Source organism: Streptomyces sp. NPDC001858 (assembly GCF_053594615.1).
Genome location: NZ_JBSFEV010000010.1, coordinates 65799 through 80944, shown reverse-complemented (window position 1 = coordinate 80944; position 15146 = coordinate 65799). Strand labels below are relative to the sequence as shown.

Annotated in this window: 14 protein-coding genes; 8 read left to right on the top strand and 6 right to left on the bottom strand. The window is 72.7% G+C overall.

Annotation, left to right across the window (positions count from 1 at the left end):
- Positions 1 to 32: 32 nt before the first annotated feature.
- Positions 33 to 1154 (bottom strand): nicotinate-nucleotide--dimethylbenzimidazole phosphoribosyltransferase, encoded by a 1122-nt coding sequence (gene cobT, locus ACWCPF_RS16950; protein ID WP_451045795.1) that lies wholly within the window; start codon positions 1152 to 1154, stop codon positions 33 to 35.
- Between the two features lie 170 nt (positions 1155 to 1324).
- On the opposite strand from cobT, the gene ACWCPF_RS16945 reads away from it, so the two are divergent.
- Positions 1325 to 2227, top strand: a complete 903-nt coding sequence (locus tag ACWCPF_RS16945) for a class I SAM-dependent methyltransferase (protein ID WP_451045794.1) — start codon at positions 1325 to 1327, stop codon at positions 2225 to 2227.
- Positions 2228 to 2466: 239 nt separating this feature from the next.
- Here ACWCPF_RS16945 and ACWCPF_RS16940 read toward each other — a convergent pair whose 3' ends face one another.
- Positions 2467 to 3675 (bottom strand): bifunctional adenosylcobinamide kinase/adenosylcobinamide-phosphate guanylyltransferase, encoded by a 1209-nt coding sequence (locus ACWCPF_RS16940; RefSeq protein ID WP_451045793.1) that lies wholly within the window; start codon positions 3673 to 3675, stop codon positions 2467 to 2469.
- A 239-nt stretch (positions 3676 to 3914) separates the two neighbouring features.
- Between ACWCPF_RS16940 and ACWCPF_RS16935 the strand changes: the two genes are divergently transcribed.
- Positions 3915 to 4127, top strand: coding sequence for a hypothetical protein (locus ACWCPF_RS16935; protein WP_451045792.1), 213 nt, complete (start codon positions 3915 to 3917; stop codon positions 4125 to 4127).
- A gap of 111 nt (positions 4128 to 4238) precedes the next feature.
- Here ACWCPF_RS16935 and ACWCPF_RS16930 read toward each other — a convergent pair whose 3' ends face one another.
- Both ACWCPF_RS16930 and ACWCPF_RS16925 read right to left on the bottom strand, forming a co-directional pair.
- Positions 4239 to 4940 carry a methyltransferase domain-containing protein gene (locus ACWCPF_RS16930; RefSeq protein WP_451045791.1) on the bottom strand — a complete coding sequence of 234 codons (702 nt, stop codon included), beginning with the start codon at positions 4938 to 4940 and terminating at the stop codon, positions 4239 to 4241.
- A gap of 83 nt (positions 4941 to 5023) precedes the next feature.
- The gene (locus ACWCPF_RS16925) at positions 5024 to 5617 is read right to left on the bottom strand and encodes a DUF3043 domain-containing protein (protein WP_451045790.1); all 594 of its coding nucleotides are present in this window, start codon (positions 5615 to 5617) and stop codon (positions 5024 to 5026) included.
- A 325-nt stretch (positions 5618 to 5942) separates the two neighbouring features.
- Here ACWCPF_RS16925 and ACWCPF_RS16920 point away from each other — a divergent pair, with 325 nt between their 5' ends.
- From ACWCPF_RS16920 to ACWCPF_RS16900, 5 genes are all read left to right on the top strand, one after another.
- Positions 5943 to 6713 carry a PspA/IM30 family protein gene (locus tag ACWCPF_RS16920; RefSeq protein WP_451045977.1) on the top strand — a complete coding sequence of 257 codons (771 nt, stop codon included), beginning with the start codon at positions 5943 to 5945 and terminating at the stop codon, positions 6711 to 6713.
- A gap of 34 nt (positions 6714 to 6747) precedes the next feature.
- The gene (pspAA, locus tag ACWCPF_RS16915) at positions 6748 to 7026 is read left to right on the top strand and encodes a PspA-associated protein PspAA (protein WP_451045789.1); all 279 of its coding nucleotides are present in this window, start codon (positions 6748 to 6750) and stop codon (positions 7024 to 7026) included.
- Between the two features lie 74 nt (positions 7027 to 7100).
- Positions 7101 to 8324 carry a sensor histidine kinase gene (locus ACWCPF_RS16910; protein ID WP_451045788.1) on the top strand — a complete coding sequence of 408 codons (1224 nt, stop codon included), beginning with the start codon at positions 7101 to 7103 and terminating at the stop codon, positions 8322 to 8324.
- The gene (locus ACWCPF_RS16905) at positions 8321 to 9001 is read left to right on the top strand and encodes a response regulator (protein WP_451045787.1); all 681 of its coding nucleotides are present in this window, start codon (positions 8321 to 8323) and stop codon (positions 8999 to 9001) included. The genes ACWCPF_RS16910 and ACWCPF_RS16905 overlap by 4 nt, the downstream gene beginning before the upstream one ends.
- A gap of 104 nt (positions 9002 to 9105) precedes the next feature.
- Positions 9106 to 11379 carry a protein kinase domain-containing protein gene (locus tag ACWCPF_RS16900; protein WP_451045786.1) on the top strand — a complete coding sequence of 758 codons (2274 nt, stop codon included), beginning with the start codon at positions 9106 to 9108 and terminating at the stop codon, positions 11377 to 11379.
- A gap of 40 nt (positions 11380 to 11419) precedes the next feature.
- On the opposite strand, the gene nadA is transcribed toward ACWCPF_RS16900, so the two are convergent.
- The gene (nadA, locus tag ACWCPF_RS16895) at positions 11420 to 12604 is read right to left on the bottom strand and encodes a quinolinate synthase NadA (RefSeq protein WP_451045785.1); all 1185 of its coding nucleotides are present in this window, start codon (positions 12602 to 12604) and stop codon (positions 11420 to 11422) included.
- Between the two features lie 243 nt (positions 12605 to 12847).
- Here nadA and ACWCPF_RS16890 point away from each other — a divergent pair, with 243 nt between their 5' ends.
- Entirely contained in the window at positions 12848 to 13204 is a 357-nt protein-coding gene (locus ACWCPF_RS16890) for a HesB/IscA family protein (protein WP_190147980.1), read from the top strand.
- Between the two features lie 80 nt (positions 13205 to 13284).
- Here the strand turns inward: ACWCPF_RS16890 and ACWCPF_RS16885 are convergent, their stop codons facing one another.
- Positions 13285 to 15117, bottom strand: coding sequence for a hypothetical protein (locus tag ACWCPF_RS16885; protein WP_451045784.1), 1833 nt, complete (start codon positions 15115 to 15117; stop codon positions 13285 to 13287).
- Between the last annotated feature and the right edge of the window lie 29 nt (positions 15118 to 15146).

Genomic DNA, 15146 nt, shown 5'->3' with positions numbered 1-15146 from the left:
TAACGCCGCCCAGTACCCCCCGCTCGCGCGGACTACTCCACTTCCTGCGCCACGTCCTGCTCCTCGCCCTGCTCCTCTTCCTGCTTCTCCTCCGGCTCCTCGGCGGCCGGCTTCCGCTCGGGAAGTTCCGCGGCGAGGGCGGCCGCGGCCTGGACCAGCGGCAGCGCCAGCAGCGCGCCCGCGCCCTCGCCGACCTTCACGCCCTGGTCGAGGAGCGGTTCCAGCGCCATCCGGTCGAGCGCCTTGGCCTGGCCAGGCTCACCGCTCTTGTGCGCGGCCAGCCACCAGTCCGGCGCCCGGAACGCGATCCGCTGCGCGACGAGCGCACAGGCGGCCACCACGACGCCGTCCAGCACGACGGGCAACTTCCGTACCGCGCACTGGAGCAGAAAGCCCGTCATGGCCGCGAGGTCGGCCCCGCCCACGGTCGCCAGCAGCTGCAACTGCTCCCCGAGCACCGGCCGGGCCCGTCGCAGCGCGTCCCGGATGGCGGCGCACTTGCGCATCCACGCCAGGTCGTCGATCGCCTCCCCGCCCCGTCCGGTCACCACGGACGCGTCGGTCCCGCACAGCGCGGCCACCAGCACCCCGGCGGCCGTCGTCCCGCCGACGCTCACATCGCCGAGCACGACCAGATCCGTACCGGAGTCGGCCTCCTCGTCGGCGACGGCCATCCCCGCCCTGAAGGCCGCCTCGGCCTCCTCCACGGTCAGCGCGTCCTCGACGTCGATCCGCCCGCTGCCGCGCCGCACCCGGTGCCGCACGACGTCCTCGGGGAAGGTCTCCGGATCGCAGTCCAGGGCCATGTCCACGATCCGCACGGGCACATCGAGGCGGCGGGCGAGCACGGAGACCGGACGGCCCCCCTCCAGCACCTCGCGCACCAACTCCGCGGCGCTGCCCGCGGGTCGGGCGGAGACGCCGAGCTCGGCGATGCCGTGGTCGCCGGCGAACAGCACCACCCGCGGCCGCTCGACCGGTCGCACGGGCGACGAGCCCTGCGCCGCCGCCAGCCACTCACCCAGGTCGTCCAGGCGCCCCAGCGATCCGGGCGGCACGATCTGACGTTCCCGGCGGGCCTCCGCGTCACGGCGGACGCCGCCGTCCGGGCGCTCGATCAGATCGGTGAAGTCGTCGAGATTAAGCGAGCTCATTCGCCGAACAGTACCGGCACCGATCGAACAGTTCCGCGCCCCGTCGCCACCACACCCGCGTGACGTCATTGCGCCCAAGATCGGGATCCCATACGTTCCATTTTGCTGCAGATTGTCGTCCGCTCGTCCGCTCGCCCTCGCACCCCTCCCCGCCCTCCCCGGAGCCGCTCATGCCCCCCAGGCCCGTCCACGAGCCGCGCCGCGACGACTGCCCCTGGTGCGGCTCCAAGCGGCTGCGCACCCGGCTGCGCGCACCCGATCTGCGCCACCGCAGGCCGGGCACCTTCGTGGTCGACGAGTGCCTGGACTGCGCACACGCCTTCCAGAACCCGCGCCTGACCGTCGAAGGACTGGAGCTGTACCCGACGGACGGGGACCGACGCGCCGTCGCCCGCAGACAGCTCAGGGCGACGGCCCGGGCGATGCTGCCCTTCCCCGAGCCGGAGAGCTGGCTGGACGTCGGAACGGGGGACGCGCCCTTCCCGGAGGCGGCGAAGGAACTGTTCGCCTACACGGCGTTCGACGGGCTGGACCCGACCTCGCGCGTGGAGCGGGCGCAGGCGGCCGGCCGGCTCGACGAGGCCCATGTCGGCCGGTTGACGGCCCCCGAGGTCCTGTCCCGGCTGCGCGGCCGCTACGACGTCGTCAGCATGCTCCATCACCTGGAGCACACCCGGGACCCGAGAGCGGAACTCGCGGCGGCGCTGACCGCCCTGCGGCCGGGCGGGCATCTCCTGCTGGAACTCCCCGACCCCGCGAGCGCGTCCGCGGCCGTCCTCGGCAAGTGGTGGCACTCCTACGACCAGCCGCGCCATCTGCACCTGATCCCGCCGGCCAACCTCCGGGCGGAACTTCAGGCCCAGGGCTGCGAGATCGTCGTGACGGATCGCCAGGCCGCCCACACCCCCCACGACCTGGCCGCGGCCGTCTCCCTCTACGCCGACCGAAGCCGCCTGCGCCCGGCGGCCAGGCCGCTCACCGCCCTGGCCGCGGCCCTCGACCACCTGCTGGCCCCGGCCCTGCGCCGCACCCGCTTCTCGAACGCCTACCGAATCATCGCGCAACACCCCTGACGACCCCCGAATCCCCCGCAGCCGGCGCCTGCCCCGCCACCACCAGCACGACTTGCCCGCGCAGGCCCGCGGCCGGCCGTCCTCAGTCGCGACTTGCCCGCACTCGCCCGCGACCTGCGGCTCTCAGCCGCGACCTGCCCCCGCTCGCCCGCGGCGGGCCGCTCTCAGCCGCACTGCACCAGCGCCTGCCCCGCCACCACCAGCACGACTTGCCCGCGCTCGCCCGCAGCAGGCCGCTTTCAGCCGCGCAGCACTTGTGCCTGGCCTGCCACCACCAGTACGACCTGTTCGCATTCGGCTGCGATCGCTGCGTTCAGTCGGCCCAGCTCGTCGCGGTACCGTCGGCCCGACGCGGTGGACGGGACGATTCCAGAGCCCACCTCGTTGGACACCAGTACGACGGTCCGCCGCGCCGACCGCACCGCCGCCGCCAACTCCGCCACCCGCAAGCGCAGCGCCCGCTCGCCGCCGTCCGCCCACACCGCGTCGTCCCATGCCCCGACCGAGTCCATGACGTCCGTCAGCCACAGCGACAGACAGTCGATCAGCAGCGGCGGCCCGTCCTGTGCCGGCAGCGGCGCCAGATCACAGGTCTCCGTCGTGCGCCACGACCCCGGCCGGCGCTCCCGGTGCGCGGCGACCCGGGCCGCCCACTCGGTGTCGCCGCCCCGCGTCCCCCCGGTGGCCACGTACAGCACGTCCGGGAAGGACTCCAGCCGCCGCTCGGCCTCCACCGACTTCCCCGACCGGGCGCCGCCCAGCACCAGCGTCCGGCGCGGCACGTCCGGGACGTCCTCGTACACGCCCACGGTCAGCGTCGACCCGTCCGGCACCGCCCGCGCGCCCGCCGCCGCGAGCCGTCGCCGCAGCTCCGCGCCCGGCGGCACGTCATGGTCCAGGTGGACGGCGACCACATCGGTCGTCGGCCCGACCGCGCCGACCGCGCGCAGCTTGGCCAGCGCGTCCGGCCGCCCCACGACGTCCGCGAGGACCATGTCGTACCGCTCGACGGGCTCCGGCCCCTCCTCCAGGCCGGCCGGCGCGCCCCCCGGCGGCAGATACAGCAGCCGCTGCCCGTCCGGCCCGGTCACCGCGTACCCGGTGCCCGGCGCGTCCATCGCCACCGCCCGCACCCGATGCCCCGTCAGCAGCGCCGACTCCCGCCCGTCCGGCACCCGGCCGGGCTGCGGCAGCCCGGCCGGCACCTCCACCGGCGGCCCGTCGTGCGGATGCGTCAGCAGCACCTGCCCGACCCCGCCCAGCGAGTGCCCGGCCCGCGCGGCCGCGAACGCCGCACCCGGCGTCAGATCGAGCAACAGGGCCCCGTCCACGAGCAACGCGGTCGCCGCCCGCGCGTGCACCCCGAGCGAGACCGCGCACACGGCGCACGAACAGTGGGGGCGGGGCAGCCCCGCGGGGGCGCCGGTTCCGAGCAGAGTGACTTCCACGATGCCGATTTTCGCGCGTCCGACCTGGTCTTGCGCACCCGACTGAGCGGGTCGGGCGAAGTCGGCGGCGGTTCGGCAGCGCCCTGAAGGGGCGCGAGGAACTGCGCGACCGGCCACGATGGCGCCGCAGCTGAACGACGGCCCATCGCGGCACTTCCAGCGGAGCGCTTAGGCTGAGCGCAGAAGCCGGACCTTGATCCGGCTTCTGCTCTGCACGTGGTCACAGCTGGGAGGCGTACATGGCGGCATGGACGTGGCGGTTCGAGAAGGCCGACGGGACGGAGGTCGAACCCGCGGTGCAGCCCGAGGAGTTCACCACGCAGGGGGACGCCGAGTCGTGGATCGGGGAGATCTGGAAGGACCTCGTCGAAGGCGGCGCGGACCAGGTGCGGCTCTTCGAGGACTCCACCGAGATCTACGGCCCGATGAACCTGCACGCGAACGAGTCGTAACCGCTCGCACCGTCGCGTCGGGGTGGCCGCGGCCCGGTCACCCCGACCGCCGGGCCTCTCCACCCCGTCCGCCCCTCACCCGAACGAGTGAACAACGGGAACGAGGCAGGCTCAGCCGCGCACTCCGCACAGATGCAGCAGCGCCGCCACCTGCCGGTAGGGGTCCGTCCGCCCGGCCCGCTCCTCGGCGGACAGCAGGGTCTCGACGTCGTCCGGGATCTCCGCGTCGTCCGCCGCCGTGTCCGTGAAGACCCGCACGCCGTACCAGGCCTGCAGCGGCGCCCCGATCCCGGCGAGCGCGCCGGTCAGCGTCGCCAGCCGGTCCGCGCGCACATCGAGCCCCAGCCGGTTGACATAGGCCGTGGTGTCGAAGGCGCCCAGCGCGCCCGCCCAGTCCCCGGACAGGCCCGGCCGCATGGCCAGCGCGTCCGCGTTGCGCACCAGCAGCGACAGCAGTCCGCCCGGCGCCAGCATCCGCGCGAGCCCCGCCAGCAGCGCGTCCGGCTCCTCGACGTACATGAGCACGCCGTGGCACAGCACCACGTCGAAGCTGCCGGGCAGGAAGTGCACCCCGGTGTCGCGGCCGTCGCCCTCGATGATCCGCACCCGCTCCCGGATGCCGTCGGGCTCGCCGGCCAGGGCCGTACGGGCCGCGGCGACCATCGCCGCCTCCTGCTCCAGACCCGTCACCTGATGGCCGAGCCGGGCCAGCCGCAGCGCCTGCGTGCCCTGCCCCATGCCGACGTCGAGCACCCGCAGCCGCTGCCCGACCGGGTAGCGCCCCGCTATCTGCTCGTCGAGCTGCCGGGCCACCAGCTCCTGCCGTACGACGTCACGCAGCCCGCCCAGCCTGTTCAGCCAGGCCTCGGCCGCTCCCCCGGAGAAGGCCGCAGCGCTCAGGGCCGCGCTCCACGCTTGATCTGCGGCTTGGGCAGCCGGAGGCGACGCATCTGGAGCGAGCGCATCAGCGCGTACGCCACCGCGCCCCGCCGGTTCTGCCCGTCGAAGCGCTCGGCGAGCTGCTTGCGCAGCCGGAACGCGGTGACGAACGAGTCCAGCACGATCAGCACGATCACGACCAGCCACAGCAGCAGCGCGATGGTCTGCAGCGAGCCCACCCGCACCATGCTCAGCACGAGGATGATCACGGCCATCGGCAGGAAGAACTCCGCCACGTTGAACCGCGAGTCGATGAAGTCACGAGCGAACTTGCGCACGGGACCCTTGTCACGGGCCGGCAGATACCGCTCGTCGCCCCCGGCCAGCGCCTGGCGCTGCCGGTCCAGCTGGGCGCGGCGCTCCTCGCGCTGACGCTTGGCGGCGTCCTTGCGCGACGTCGTCGTGTTGGCGACGCTGCGGCGCTGGGGCTGGGCCTCACTGCGCTTGGGCGTGGGCCGACCCTTCTTCGCCTGAGGGTCACGGGTCTGCTTGGAGTCGGTCGCCACCGCGTCGGCGGGGGCCTTCTCTTCCTTGGCACGGCTACGGAACACAAAACCCAAGGGTAAGCGCTCCGGGGCATGGACCCCAGCCCGGAGGGGAACGATCCGGCAACACCAGTCGTCTCCAGAGGGGACAGACCGGCCAAGAGCGCGGGAGAAGGGACACACAGTGACCTGACGCTCACCCTGAAGGTCACCTACTCCCTACGCCGGAGCAAGGGCTTGGTCAGTCGTCCTTGGGGATGAGCGCATCCGTCCCCGAACAGTGCGTCAATGGATGCAGGGCCCGTACTGTGGGTTCTGTCGCAAGGCTGGACCGGAGTCCGTCAGAAGGGGGCGCGCGAAGCCCATGAGCGGTGTCATGAAGCGTATGGGGATGATCTTCCGCGCGAAGGCGAACAAGGCCCTTGACCGGGCCGAGGACCCGCGCGAAACCCTCGATTACTCGTACCAGAAGCAGCTGGAGCTGCTCCAGAAGGTCCGCCGTGGCGTCGCCGACGTGGCGACCTCGCGCAAGCGCCTCGAACTCCAGCTCAACCAGTTGCAGTCGCAGTCCACCAAGCTGGAGGACCAGGGCCGCAAGGCGCTCGCGCTCGGCCGCGAGGACCTCGCCCGCGAGGCGCTCTCCCGTCGCGCCGCCCTCCAGCAGCAGGTCACCGATCTGGAGACGCAGCACTCGACGCTCCAGGGCGAGGAGGAGAAGCTCACCCTCGCGGCCCAGCGCCTCCAGGCCAAGGTCGACGCCTTCCGCACCAAGAAGGAGACGATCAAGGCCACCTACACCGCCGCCCAGGCCCAGACCCGCATCGGCGAGGCCTTCTCGGGCATCTCCGAGGAGATGGGCGACGTCGGCCTGGCCATCCAGCGCGCCGAGGACAAGACGGCCCAGCTCCAGGCCCGCGCCGGCGCCCTCGACGAGCTCATGGCCTCCGGCGCCCTGGACGACCCGACGGGCATCGCGAAGGACGACCTCCAGGCCGAGCTGGACCGGCTCTCCGGTGGTACGGATGTAGAGCTGGAGCTGCAGCGCATGAAGGCCGAACTCGCCGGGGGAAGCTCCTCCGGCCAGCAGGCCATCGAAGGTGGCACGAGCCAGTCGCAGCCCCAGCAGCAGCCGCAGGACACCCCGCGCTTCGACAAGCAGTAGCCCGGCGCCGGGGCCCGGAGCCGAGGAGGGCGACATGATCGTACGGATCATGGGGGAGGGCCAGTGGACGCTGGCCGACTCCCACTTCGTCGAACTGAACAAGCTGGACGACGAGCTGCTGGCCGAGATGGAGAGCGGCGACGAGGAAGGCTTCCACCGCACCCTCGGCGCCCTCCTGGACGCCGTCCGCCGCCTGGGCGCCCCGCTGCCCGACGACGCCCTGGAACCCTCGGAGCTCATCCTCCCGGCCCCGGACGCACGTCTGGAAGAGGTCCGCGAGATGCTGAGCGACGACGGCTTGATCCCCGGCTGACGGCAGGCCGACCAGCGGGGGATCCGGGGGCGGCAGCCCCGGCTACGGCACGGAAAGCGACGGTAACCGAAGCAGTGACCCTCCTCGCCCGCGCCGAGTGCCGGCTCAAGGCCCACCCCCTGGCCCTGGACGCGACCCTCGCCGCCGCGGTCCTCCTGTGCATGCTGGTCGGCTCCTTCGTCGACCCGCACGGCGGGCGCAGCGTCAGCTGGAGCCTGCACAGCCCGGCGCCGTTCAGCCTCCTGCTGATGACCTTCGGCGCCGCTGTCCTCGTCTTCCGCCGCAGGGCCCCCATGACGGTCCTCGTCCTCACCGGCGCCGCCTCCGTGCTCGAGTCGATCACCGGCGACCCCCGCGCCCCGGTCGCCATGTCCGCCGTCGTCGCCCTGTTCACCGTCGCCGCCGTCACCGACCGCGTCACCACCGCGCGGGCCGGGCTGCTCACCATGGCGGTCCTCACCGGCGCGGCCATGCTCGCCGGACCGCTGCCCTGGTACGCCCAGGAGAACCTCGCGATCCTCGCCTGGACCGGCATCGGCGCCACCGCCGGGGACGCGGTGCGCAGCCGCCGGGCCTTCATCCGGGCCATCCGGGACCGCGCCGAACGCGCGGAACACAACCGGGAGGAGGAGGCCCGCCGCCGGGTCGCCGAGGAGCGCCTGCGCATCGCCCGCGACCTGCACGACGTGGTCGCCCACCACATCGCCCTGGTCAACGTCCAGGCCGGAGTCGCCGCACACGTCATGGACAAGCGGCCCGACCAGGCCAAGGAGGCCCTCGCGCACGTCCGGGAGGCCAGCCGCTCCGCGCTGAACGAACTGCGGGCCACCGTCGGCCTGCTGCGCCAGTCCGGCGACCCCGAGGCCCCCACCGAACCCGCCCCCGGCCTGGACCGGCTCGACGAGCTCGCGGGCACCTTCCGCAGCGCCGGTCTGCACGTCGAAGTGGCCCGCACCGACCACGGGACCAAGCTCCCGGCCGCCGTCGACCTGGCCGCCTACCGGGTCATCCAGGAAGCCCTCACCAACGTCCAAAAGCATGCCGGAACCGAGGCGAAGGCCGAGGTCAGCGTGGTGTCCGTGGGGCCGAACATCGAGGTCATGGTCCTCGACAACGGGCGCCCGGCGTGCGACGAGCGGCCGGCGAGCGAAGGCGGCCACGGGCTGCTCGGGATGCGCGAACGCGTCACCGCCCTGCGCGGCACCCTCACCACCGGCCCCCGCTACGGCGGCGGTTTCCGCGTTCATGCCATCCTGCCGGTGAAGACCCGCACCGCCACCATGGGAGACAGTGCATGACCATCCGCGTCCTGCTCGCCGACGACCAGGCGCTGCTGCGCAGCGCGTTCCGTGTGCTCGTCGACTCCGAGCCCGACATGGAGGTGATCGGCGAGGCGTCGGAGGGCGCGGCGGCGGTGCGGCTGGCGAAGGAGCTGCGCGCCGACGTCGTCCTGATGGACATCCGCATGCCCGGCGTGGACGGTCTCGCCGCGACCCGGCTGATCAGCGCCGACCACTCCCTCGCACACGTGCGGGTGGTCATCCTGACGACCTTCGAGGTGGACGACTACGTCGTGCAGTCGCTGCGGGCGGGCGCCTCCGGCTTCCTCGGCAAGGGCAGCGAGCCGGAGGAGCTGCTCAGCGCGATCCGGGTCGCCGCGGGCGGGGAGGCGCTGCTCTCGCCGACCGCCACCAAGGGCCTGATCGCCCGCTTCCTCGCCCAGGGCGGCACGGCCGACGACCACGACCCCACCCGCTCGGCCCGGCTGGACGCGCTCACCGTGCGCGAACGCGAGGTCCTCGTACAGGTCGCCGGCGGCCACTCCAACGACGAGATAGCCGAGCGCCTGGAGGTCAGCCCGCTCACCGTGAAAACACACGTCAACCGGGCCATGGCCAAACTGGGCGCCCGCGACCGCGCCCAACTCGTCGTCATCGCGTACGAATCGGGGCTGGTCCGGCCACGGGTGGAGTGAGCCCGAACCGCACCCGGCACGATGGAACCGCCGGCACCGCCAGGCCGTTTCATATGCTGGTGGCTCGAACTGCTCAGGACACTCGGGGGAAGGGGATCGGGGCGGTGCCTCTGCACAAGGACGACCCGAAGGCGCTGGGCGGTTACCGGATCGTCGACCGGCTCGGGTCCGGCGGCATGGGCGTGGTGTATCTGGGCCGGGCGCGCTCGGGGCGTGAGGTCGCCGTCAAGGTGGTGCACTCCCAGTACGCCGAGGACGCGGTCTTCCGCGCCCGCTTCCGGCAGGAGATCGAGGCCGTCCGCAAGGTGAGCGGAGCGTTCACCGCCCCGGTCGTGGACGCCGACCCGGAGGCCGTACGGCCCTGGATGGCCACCCAGTACGTGCCCGGCCCCACGCTCTCCGCCCGGATCCGCGAGCAGGGCCCGCTGCGCGGCGCGGAACTGCGCCGGCTCGCCCTGGGCCTGGTGGAGGCGCTGCGCGAGATCCACCGCGCCGAGGTCGTGCACCGCGACCTCAAGCCCGGCAACGTCCTGATGGCCCCGGACGGCCCGCGCGTCATCGACTTCGGGATCTCCCGGGCGGCGGAGAACCAGACGCTCACCGAGACGGGGAAGGCGATCGGCACCCCGCCGTTCATGTCGCCGGAGCAGTTCACGGACGCCCGTTCGGTCGGGCCCGCCTCGGACGTCTTCTCGCTGGGCGCGCTGCTGGTGTTCGCCGTGGCCGGACGCGGCCCCTTCGACGCGGACAGCCCGTATCTGACGGCGTGGCGGGTGATGCACGAGGAACCGAAGGTGGACGCGGTCGCCGAGCCGCTGCGCGCGATCCTGGCCCGCTGTCTGGCCAAGGACGCCGCCGACCGGCCCGGACTCGACGTACTGGCCGGGGAGTTCGCCGAGGCGCTGCCCGAACCCGCGGAGGGCGACCCGGAGACGGTGATCCTGCGTCCGCCGCCCGCACCCGCGCCCGCGCCCCCGGCGGGCGAGGAGCCGGGACCCGCCGCGGCGCCGCCGCGCACGGGCCGCCGCTCCCGGCTGCGCCGGTGGCCGGCCCTGGCCGGGGTGGCGGGCGTCCTGGCCCTGGCGCTCACCGGTTTCCTGCTCGACGTCGGGCCGTTCGACAGGAACGGGGCGTCGGCGTCGGAGGAGAAGTCGGACGGCACCAGCACTGGCACCGACACCGGGTCCGTCGCCTGGGACCCCCTGCCGAACGGCTGGCAGCCGTGGCGGACCTCGGTGTTCGGGACCGCCGTGAGCGGGGTGAAGAAGCCGCTGGGCGGCGGGCCCTACGGCAGCCTCGGCATCAGATCGTCCTGCGCCATGGGGGAGGACGCCCTGTACTGCGGCGGCAACGGCACCCTCCCGGTCCGCGTCGACGGGGCGACGGGCCGGCTCGCCTGGCGGGCCGACTCCCTGCCCTCGGGCGTGGCACGGGAGGCGTACGACAGCATGGTCCTCGGGGTGCGCGACGGCGTGCTGCTGGTCTCCCAGTCGGTCCTGAACAGCGCGAAGAACGACCAGATCAGGACCGTCGTCGCCCTCGACTCCGCCACCGGCAAGCTGCTCTGGTCGCACCCGATGAGCGGGAGCGGCGTCACCCCGGCCCTCGTGGGCGATCTGCTGATGATCCCGGAGGGCGGCAAGCGGGTGACCGCCCGCGACCCCCGAGACGGCACCGCGCGCTGGACGGCCACCCTGCCCGCCGGGCCCACCTACAGCTGCGACTTCTACGACGTCGACGGCGTCCCGTACGCCGGCTGCGGCGACGCGGGTACACCGTCGCGCACCGTGTTCTACGCCGTCGGCCCGGCCGACGGCTCGACCCGGAAGGTGAGTGTGCCGGACGGCGACCTCGTCCACGTCGGCGCTGTCGGCGGCGATCTGGCCTTCGTGATGTCCACCCCGCAGGACACCGACAGTTCCGCGGAGTCGTCGTACGCCGAGGTCCTGCTGATCGACCCGGGCACCGGCGCCGTGCGCAGGACGAAGCTGGCGGGCGGCCCGCGCGGTGAGGCGGCGCTGGTGGGCGGAGTGCTCTGCTTCGTCTCCTCCGCGGGGCAGTTGGTCGCCCACTCGCCCGAGACGGGCGAGCGGCTGTGGCAGACCTCGACTACCCTTCAGCAGCCCGGTACTCCCGTCGCCGACGAGAGCGGACAGGTGGTGTTCACGGCCAGCGCCTCCGGCCGGGTCGCCGCCCTCGGCATCGAGACGGGCACCCTGCTGTGGGAGTCCCCCGCGCGGGCCGAGCAGGTCGTCGGGAGCGGTTATGCCGCGGGCCGGGTGTTCCTCGACCAGGGAGCCCTGGTGGTGCTGACCCCCGACGGCACCGTCTTCAGCCTGGACCCGGCCCACCCCGACCGGACACCGGCGGCGGAGTGAGCCGGGGCCGGGGCCCACGAGGGGCCACGGCGGCGCGGGGCTACGGCAGCGCGAGCATGCGCTCCAGGGCCAGCTTCGCGAACGCCTCGGTCTCCTTGTCGACCGTGATGCGGTTGACGAGCTTGCCGTCGGCGAGCGACTCCAGGGTCCAGACCAGGTGGGGGAGGTCGATCCGGTTCATCGTCGAGCAGAAGCAGACCGTCTTGTCGAGGAAGACGATCTCCTTGCCCTCGGGCGCGAAACGGTTCGCCAGCCGGCGGACCAGGTTCAGCTCGGTCCCGATGGCCCACTTCGAGCCGGCCGGGGCGGCCTCCAGCGCCTTGATGATGTACTCGGTCGAGCCGACGTAGTCCGCCGCGGCCACGACCTCGTGCCGGCACTCGGGGTGCACGAGCACGTTCACCCCGGGGATCCGGGCACGGACGTCCTCGACCGAGTCCAGGCTGAAGCGGCCGTGCACCGAGCAGTGGCCGCGCCACAGGATCATCTTCGCGTCCCGCAGCTGCTCGACGGTCAGCCCGCCGTTCGGCTTGTGCGGGTTGTAGAGGACGCAGTCCTCCAGGGACAGGCCCATGTCCCGTACGGCGGTGTTGCGGCCGAGGTGCTGGTCCGGCAGGAAGAGGATCTTCTCGCCCTGCTGGAAGGCCCACTCCAGGGCCCGCTGGGCGTTGGAGGAGGTGCAGATCGTGCCGCCGTGCTTGCCCGTGAACGCCTTGATGTCCGCGGACGAGTTCATGTACGAGACGGGCACGACCTGCTCGGCTATGCCGGCCTCGGTCAGCACGTCCCAGCACTCGGCGACCTGCTCGGCGGTGGCCATGTCGGCCATCGAGCAGCCGGCGGCGAGGTCGGGCAGGACCACCTTCTGGTCGTCCGACGTCAGGATGTCGGCGGACTCGGCCATGAAGTGCACACCGCAGAAGACGATGTACTCGGCCTCCGGGCGGGCGGCCGCGTCCTTGGCCAGCTTGAAGGAGTCGCCCGTGACGTCGGCGAACTGGATGACCTCGTCGCGCTGGTAGTGGTGGCCGAGGACGAACACCTTGTCGCCGAGCTTCTCCTTGGCGGCACGGGCCCGCTCGACAAGGTCCGGGTCGGAGGGCGAGGGCAGGTCGCCGGGACACTCGACGCCTCGCTCGCTCTTCGGGTCGGCCTCACGGCCGAGCAGCAACAGGGCGAGCGGAGACGGCTGTACGTCGAGCTCCGTGGTCTGGGCGGTGGTCACGACACGCACCCTTTCTACTTTTCGTCGATCTGACGTTATCTATGATAACCCGCATAACGTCACTTTGACGATGGTCATTGCGTCGATGTGACGTGAATCCCGATGAGGCGTTTTCCGCCCGCAGGCGCATGTGCGAGCATGAAGGAGGCGTCGAAAACCCGACGCCCGGCCCGGAATGAATCCGCGGCCTTGCCGGTTGCACCAGTCGGCAAGCAGTCTCCGTACAACCCGGGAGAGATGTAGATGTCCGTATCGGACGAGACCAGCACCGTCACCGACGGCATCATCCTGTCCGACGCCGCCGCGGCGAAGGTCAAGGCCCTGCTCGACCAGGAAGGCCGCGACGACCTGGCCCTGCGCGTCGCCGTTCAGCCCGGCGGCTGCTCCGGCCTGCGCTACCAGCTCTTCTTCGACGAGCGCTCCCTCGACGGCGACGTCGTCAAGGACTTCGACGGCGTCAAGGTCGTCACCGACCGCATGAGCGCCCCGTACCTGGGCGGCGCGTCCATCGACTTCGTCGACACCATCGAGAAGCAGGGCTTCACGATCGACAACCCGAACGCGACGGGCTCCTGCGCCTGCGGCGACTCCTTCAACTAAAGCCTTTCCGGACGACATGAAGGCGGCGGCCCCCTCCAACGGGGCCGCCGCCTTCGTGCTGTGCGGGTGCGGTCGGCGCGCTACTGGACCTGCGGCAGCCGGGCGCCGGGCTTCTCCAGCGGGATGGCCTTGCCGTCCGAGCCGACCACCTTCCGGCTGCCGAGCGATTCCTCCAGCTGCACACTCTGCTGGTACTGCTTGGCGATCATGATGCAGACCTTGTCCGGCCAGGGCGTCTCGGTCACGGTGACCTTCACCTCGTCGCCGCTCTCCACCGCCTTCGCCTTGTAGTCGGCGCACACCCCGCCGTAGAAGCTCACGGTCAGCGTGTCGCCCTCGACGGTGTAGCCGTCCACCTGCACATCACGCGTCGCCGAGCCGCCCGAGGGCGTCGGGGCGGGCGTCGGCGTCGCCGCGGACTTCAGATACGCCGGCTCGACGGCCGGCTGCGTCACGGTGTAGCCGGCCGCGGCCCCCGCCGCCTTCACGTCGAACAGCCAGGACGGCACGAGCACCTGCTGCCCGCCCGAAGTGTGCGGGGCGAGCCCGAGCACCGCGTCCTCGACGGTCGCCGTCTGCGCCCGCGTCTGCTCGGTCGTCGTGGTCGACGCACCGCACGGACTCTCCAGCCGGTCCTTCAGCGGCACCGGGGTGGCACAGCCGCCGATGCCCATCCGGGGGCCGCTCCCCTGCGCCGCGTTCAGCGCGTCCAGCGCCTCCCGCGCACTCAGCAGGGGATACGTGTCGCCCTTCGTCGGAGGTTCCAGCTGTCCGTTCCCGCCGACGATCTCGCCCTGCGCGCCGACACTGATCCCGGTCGTCCAGGAATAGGTGGGCAGCCCCCCGATCACCGGATCGGCGTTGACCACCCGCTGGGCGCCCGTGACCTGGCTCGCGTCCACCTTGGCGGCGTCCTGGCCGACCGCCTTCAGGACCGGTGCCGCCGCCTTCTTCGCGGCCGCCTCGGTCACCGGGTCGCCGACCGGGGTCGCGGGGGTCAGGGTGCACTTGACGGTGCCGCCCGAGCAGTCGTCCGTGCCGGGCGCGTACCGGGTGAACGTCCACATCCCCGGCGCCTGCCGGTTCACCCGCAGCACCGGCCCCGAGCCGTCGTTCCCGGCGCCGACCTTCCAGGCCTCGCCGTCGACGACCGGCGTCCCGGCCACGCCCAGCGCCTTCGCCAGCCCGGCCACCTCGTCCTTGGTGACCTCGCCCTTCGCCCAGTACACGGGCGCCGAGCCGGGGCCCGCGGGCAGGGTCCCGGCGGCGCTGTAGGTCACCCCGTAGGGGTTGGGCTCGCCGGGCGCGATGCCGTTCGTGCCGCCCTCGGGGGTACCCGTACCTGCGGAGTAGTCGTCCAGCAGGAGCGCCGCGGGGCTGCCGTCCGCGGAGGGCGATCCGGAGCCGGAGCCCCCGCCCGAGCCGCCCGCAGTGGTCGAGGTCAGATAGGCCCCGCCACCGCCCACCAGCAACACGGCGGCGGCGACGGAGGCGATGAGCACGGGCGAGCGGCGCCGGGCGCCCCCGGCGGCCTCGCCGCCACCGGCCGCGGGAGTGACGACGGGCTCGTCGACGTCACCGTCGGGCGCGCCGGACGCGGCGGCGGCCTCCTCGGGAGTGGCGGCGGCCTCCTCGGGAGCGGTGGGGGCCTCCTCCGGAGCCGCGGCCGGCTCGGCCTCAGCCGCTGAAGCCTCCGAGGCTTCCGGAGCTTCCGAGGCCTCCGAGGTTTCCGAGGTTTCCGAGGTTTCCGAAACCTTCGAGGTCTCAGAGGTCTCAGAGGCCTCGGAGACCTCAGAAACCTCAGCCTCTACGCTTTCGGCCTTTTTTTCGGCCGTTACCTCTTCAGGCTTCGCGGAACCCGTCTCCTCCGGCTCGCGCGCGGCGTCGTCGTTCTCGGGTCGCTCGGTGTTCACCGCATCGCTCCTTCGGCAGCCCTGCTGTC